This window comes from Stenotrophomonas sp. STEN030 (assembly GCF_056759995.1).
Window position 1 is genome coordinate 1 of the sequence record NZ_JBRREB010000101.1, and the last position, 5,297, is coordinate 5,297.

Genomic DNA, 5,297 nt, shown 5'->3' on the forward strand with positions numbered 1-5,297 from the left:
GGAGCGGCTGCCCGGCTAACCCCGCTCCCACATCCTGCAGCTGGGTTACAGATCCTCCTCGATCGGCACGTCCAGCTCCGGGATCCACTCCAGCAATCGATCCAGGCGCCGCTGCGGGTCGTTTTCCTGCAACAACTGCAGGCGCTGGGTCTCATGCAACGGCAATAGTTCGGCCAGGCGCCAGCCCACCCACGCGGCCTGATCCAACTGCGCCGGACCGGCAGCTGCGTACTCGCCGCCGATCTGCTCGATGATGTTTTCCAGCAAGGTGCCGAGCAAGCTGTGCTCGGGCTGCAGCTCGTCGTCGCTGTCGCGCTCACACCACTCCACATCGGCCATCACCAGACCGTTGTCACGCACATGAGTCGCCGTTGCGTGGAAACGCCGCGCACCGCGCAGGCGCAGCACCAGCACGCCATCCGGGCCAACATCGAAATCCTCGACCACCGCTTCCACGCCCCATGCAGCGGGGATTGCCGGCGCACCGACTTCCTCGCCATCAAGGATCAGACAGACACCAAAGGTGCTGCCGTTACGCCCACATTCGCGCACCAGGTCCAGATAGCGCGGCTCAAATACGCGCAGGTTCAACATCGCACCGGGTAACAACACCGCGTGCAGGGGAAACAGGGCAAGACTGAGCAATTGCATGATCCAGGTAGTGACAGGTGTTCGGCAGACAAGCCGGATGGTACTCCACCACACCACGACGACAATTCATCGTGCGCCAGCGCAATCAATGCAGCGCCGGGTTGCATGCAACCCGGCCTGAAAACCGCTGGATCAAACGCCTTGCAGCTGCGCGAGGAAACGCCGCGGGGCGCCGTCGAAACCACCGTTGGACATGAACACCACGTGGTCGCCAGCGCGCGCGACATCGCCGAGCTTGGCCAGCAATGCGTCGGTATCGGTGACTGCCTGCGCATCGCCGCGCACCGCGTCGATCACTTTGGCCGCATCCCACGGTAGCTCCGGCCGCGCCAGGAATACCACCGCATCGGCGATATCCAGAGACGGCGCCAATGCGTCCGAGTGCGCCCCCAGGCGCATTGAGTTGCTGCGCGGCTCCATCGCCACCACGATGCGTGCATCACCAACCTTGGCGCGCAGACCTTCCAGCGTGGTGTGGATGGCGGTTGGGTGATGGGCAAAATCGTCGTAGATGGTGATGTCCTGCGCCTGTCCGATCACTTCCATGCGTCGCTTGACGCTGTGGAAGCCAGCCAAGGCCGGTGCCACGCCGGCGACGTCGACACCCACCGCATGTGCGGCGGCCAACGCAGCCAGACCGTTGAGCACGTTGTGCCGGCCCAGCAGCGACCATTCCACGGTTGCCACTTCGGCACCACGATGCAGTACCGCAAAGGCGCTGCCATCCTGGTTGATCAGGCGCGCGCTCCATTCCAGTGAAGGATCAAAACCAAAGCGCTCCACCGGCGTCCAGCAGCCCATCGCCAGCACTTCGGCCAGGTACTTGTCCTCGCCATTGACGATCAGGCGACCGCGACCGGGCACGGTGCGCACCAGATGATGGAACTGACGCTGGATCGCAGCCACATCCGGGAAGATGTCGGCGTGGTCGAATTCCAGGTTGTTGAGGATGGCGACAAGCGGACGGTAATGGACGAACTTGCTGCGTTTGTCGAAGAACGCGGTGTCGTATTCGTCCGCTTCCACAACAAACTCACGCCCCAGCCCCAACCGCGCCGACACCCCGAAATCCTCCGCAACGCCGCCAATGAGGAAACCCGGCTCGCGCCCGGCCGCCTGCAGCAGGAAGGACAGAATGGTGGTGGTAGTGGTCTTGCCATGGGTACCGGCTACCGCAAGCGTGTCGCGCCCCGGCAGCACCTGTTCGGACAACCACTGCGCGCCCGAGATATAGCGTCGGCCCGAATCCAACACCGCCTCCACCGCCGGGTTGCCGCGCGAGAGCGCGTTGCCAACCACTACCTCGTCGCAGTCAGGGCTGATATTGCCCGGCAGATAGCCCTGTGAAAGGCTGATCCCCAAGGTTTCCAGCTGGGTGGACATGGGCGGATATACCGCCTGATCGCTTCCTTCGACCTGATGACCGAGTTCGCGGGCCAGAGCGGCCACGCCGCCCATGAAAGTACCGGCAATGCCGAGGATATGGATCTTGCTCATCCCTAGATTGTCGCCGATGTGCCGGGTTAGGGGTATCCAGACCCAACCCGAGCTGTATCCCCAATCCCCTGTAGGGGATTCCCCGATACCGTCACGGGACATTCACAAAGAAAATACGTGACGCCAGCCTCAGTATCCCTCAGGTCCTACTCCCCAAGAGGCCATCCCCAGGGAGCTCATGCTGATGGGGCCGTGAGCACGCCCTTAGCTGGCTTTTTACAAACGAAACGCCCGGATCCAGCTCATGGATCCGGGCGTTTCTGTATGAGCGGCCGTCGGAGCAAGCCCGCAACTGGGCGCGACGGTCAGCCGCCGGCGCCCAGCATCCTCAGCGCTTGATCGCCGCCAGGATGCGGGTCAGCACTTCGTCCAGCGCACCAACGCCATCCACGCGGGCCAGGGTGCCCTTGGCGGCGTAGAAGTCGATCACCGGTGCGGTGGAATCGTTGTAGACCTGCAGACGCTGACGGACCGATTCCGGGTTGTCATCGGCACGGCCCTGCTCCTGCGCGCGGCCAGCAATGCGCTCGACCAGCAGTTCGGTCGGCACTTCCAGCTGCACGATGGCGTCCAGCGGCTGGTTCAGCTTGGCCAGCAGTTCGCCCAGCGCGTTGGCCTGGGCCACGTTGCGCGGGTAACCATCCAGAATGAAACCCTTGGCGGTATCGGCCTGCGACAGGCGCGATTCCAGCATGCCCAGCAGGATATCGTCGGACACCAGGTTGCCGGCATCCATCACCGCCTTGGCCTGCTTGCCCAGCTCGGTGCCGGCAGCCACTTCGGCGCGCAGCAGGTCACCGGTGGAAATGTGCGGAACCTGCAGATGTTCCTTCAGGCTCGTCGCCTGTGTGCCCTTGCCCGAACCGGGCGGTCCCAACAGAACCAATCGCATTCCTGACTCCCATATGTTTTGAGGAAACGGGACGGACAGCGGCGTTAGACTCATGGGCCGATTCACGCTGCACCGCAATATGTGCAGCTTACCGCATCCGGCCAATGTCCCGGAATGTCCCCCGCTCTGGAGAGTATTGCCCATGTCCAAAGGCACCTTGCTGTATGCCCAGTCCGGCGGCGTCACCGCCGTCATCAACGCCACCGCCTCGGCCGTCATTGCCGAAGCAAGAGCCAAGAAAATCAAGGTGTTGGCAGCACGCAACGGCATCCTCGGCGCGCTGCGCGAGGAGTTGATCGACACCTCGAAGGAGTCGGCCGCCAACATCGCCGCGCTGGCCCACACGCCGGGCGGCGCATTCGGCTCGTGCCGCTACAAGCTCAAGTCACTGGATGCGGACCGCGCCAAGTACGAGCGCCTGCTGGAGGTTTTCAAGGCGCATGACGTGCGCTGGTTCCTCTACAACGGCGGCAATGACTCGGCCGATACCGCGCTGAAGGTCTCGCAGCTGGCCAAGGAATCCGGCTACCCGCTGACCTGCGTGGGCGTGCCCAAGACCATCGACAATGACCTGGCGGTCACCGACACCTGTCCTGGCTTCGGCTCGGCGGCCAAGTACACCGCCATCTCGGTGCGCGAGGCGGCGCTCGATGTGGCGGCGATGGCGGAAACCTCGACCCGCGTCTTCATCTACGAGGCAATGGGACGTCATGCCGGTTGGCTGGCTGCAGCTGCAGGCCTGGCAGGTGAAAACCCCAACGACGCACCGCAGATCATTCTGTTGCCGGAGCGTGCCTACGACGAACCGGCGTTCCTGGCCAAGGTGAAGCAGGTGGTCGAGAAGGTCGGCTTCTGCGTGGTGGTCGCCAGCGAGGGCATCCATACCGCCGACGGCCAGTTCGTCGCCGATGCCGGCGGGATCAAGGATTCTTTCGGCCACACCCAGCTCGGCGGCGTGGCTTCGTACCTGGCCGGCAAGGTCAAGGCCGAACTCGGCTACAAGGTGCATTGGACCCTGCCCGACTATCTGCAGCGCTCGGCCCGCCATATCGCCTCCAAGACCGACTGGGAACAGGCGCAGGCGGTGGGCAAGGCAGCGGTGCAGTTCGCACTGAAAGGACACAATTCGGTGATGCCGGTGATCGTGCGCAGCTCGGATGTGCCGTACCGCTGGAAGATCGAGGCCGCACCGCTGTCCAAGGTCGCCAACCACGAAAAGAAGATGCCGGCCGGCTTCATCCGCAAGGATGGTTTCGGTATCACCGAGAAGGCCCGTCGCTACCTGCAGCCGCTGATCCGCGGCGAAGCGCCGCTGCCGTATGGCCGCGATGGCCTGCCCAAGTACGTGACCTTGAAGAACGTCGCCGTGGCGAAGAAGCTGGCCGATTGGGAAGGCTGATGTCGCGCCTTCGCCGGTGCTGCGTGCGGCCTCCGCGTCGCTTCACCGCAGGCTTGAAGGCGATGCACGGCATCGCCTTGTTGCTGTGCATGGCGGCCGCGCAAGCGGTCAGCGCGTACACACCGCAGGATGGCGACATCGTCTTCCATACCTCGACCTCAAGCCAAAGTGCAGCGGTGCAGGCCGCCACTGGCTCGCGTTACAGCCATATGGGCGTTGTTCTGCTGCGTGGCGGCCAAGCCTACGTAATGGAAGCGGTGCAGCCGGTGCGGTACACACCCTTGCAGGCCTGGCTGGATCGCGGTGCGCAACGCCGCTACGTGATCAAGCGTCCATCGAGGCCGCTGACATCGGCAAACAAGGCCCGGATGCACGCCGCTGCTACGCGCTATCTGGGACGCCCCTACGATCTGAGCTTCGAGTGGTCTGACCAGCGCATCTATTGCTCGGAGCTGGTGTGGAAGCTGTACCGCGACGCCGCTGGCATCGAGCTGGCACCACTTGCACGCCTGGACAGCTTCAATCTGCAGGCACCGGTGGTGCGCAGCAAACTGCGCGAACGTTACGGCAACCATGTCCCCTTGGCCGAGCCGGTGATTTCGCCAGCCGCCATCTTTGCCTCTCCCTTGCTGATGACGGTTGATCAGCGCTGACGGAAGCACGGCGTAGCGCCGAGCATGGCTCGGCAAACGCTCCTCCTGTAGTGCCGAGCCATGCTCGGCAGAGGCTTTCCCGGTAACGCCCAGTCGAGCATGGCTTGTATGTTCCTCCCGGCTCCTACGAGGTATGTAAGAGCTAGGGTGGAGGGACCGTCAACATGATATCTGCGGGTACCAGCCGACAGACGAGCCGAGCGAT

Annotated in this window: 5 protein-coding genes; 2 read left to right on the forward strand and 3 right to left on the reverse strand. The window is 63.6% G+C overall.

From position 1 onward, the window contains the following. Positions 1-45 precede the first annotated feature (45 nt). The 3 genes from ACVOLR_RS19755 to ACVOLR_RS19765 all read right to left on the reverse strand — a co-directional run bounded on the left by ACVOLR_RS19755 (position 46) and on the right by ACVOLR_RS19765 (position 3,040). Positions 46-651, reverse strand: coding sequence for an LON peptidase substrate-binding domain-containing protein (locus ACVOLR_RS19755; protein WP_481537948.1), 606 nt, complete (start codon positions 649-651; stop codon positions 46-48). A 132-nt stretch (positions 652-783) separates the two neighbouring features. After that, positions 784-2,148 (reverse strand): UDP-N-acetylmuramate:L-alanyl-gamma-D-glutamyl-meso-diaminopimelate ligase, encoded by a 1,365-nt coding sequence (gene mpl / locus ACVOLR_RS19760; RefSeq protein WP_481537949.1) that lies wholly within the window; start codon positions 2,146-2,148, stop codon positions 784-786. Between the two features lie 328 nt (positions 2,149-2,476). Continuing rightward, on the reverse strand, positions 2,477-3,040 hold the full coding sequence (locus tag ACVOLR_RS19765) for an adenylate kinase (RefSeq protein WP_481530185.1): 564 nt from the start codon (positions 3,038-3,040) through the stop codon (positions 2,477-2,479). A gap of 142 nt (positions 3,041-3,182) precedes the next feature. Here ACVOLR_RS19765 and ACVOLR_RS19770 point away from each other — a divergent pair, with 142 nt between their 5' ends. Both ACVOLR_RS19770 and ACVOLR_RS19775 read left to right on the forward strand, forming a co-directional pair. Further along, complete coding sequence (locus tag ACVOLR_RS19770) at positions 3,183-4,439, forward strand: 6-phosphofructokinase (RefSeq protein WP_481537950.1); 1,257 nt, start codon at positions 3,183-3,185, stop codon at positions 4,437-4,439. Continuing rightward, positions 4,439-5,092 carry a YiiX family permuted papain-like enzyme gene (locus tag ACVOLR_RS19775; protein WP_481537951.1) on the forward strand — a complete coding sequence of 218 codons (654 nt, stop codon included), beginning with the start codon at positions 4,439-4,441 and terminating at the stop codon, positions 5,090-5,092. The genes ACVOLR_RS19770 and ACVOLR_RS19775 overlap by 1 nt, the downstream gene beginning before the upstream one ends. The last annotated feature ends 205 nt before the right edge of the window (positions 5,093-5,297 follow it).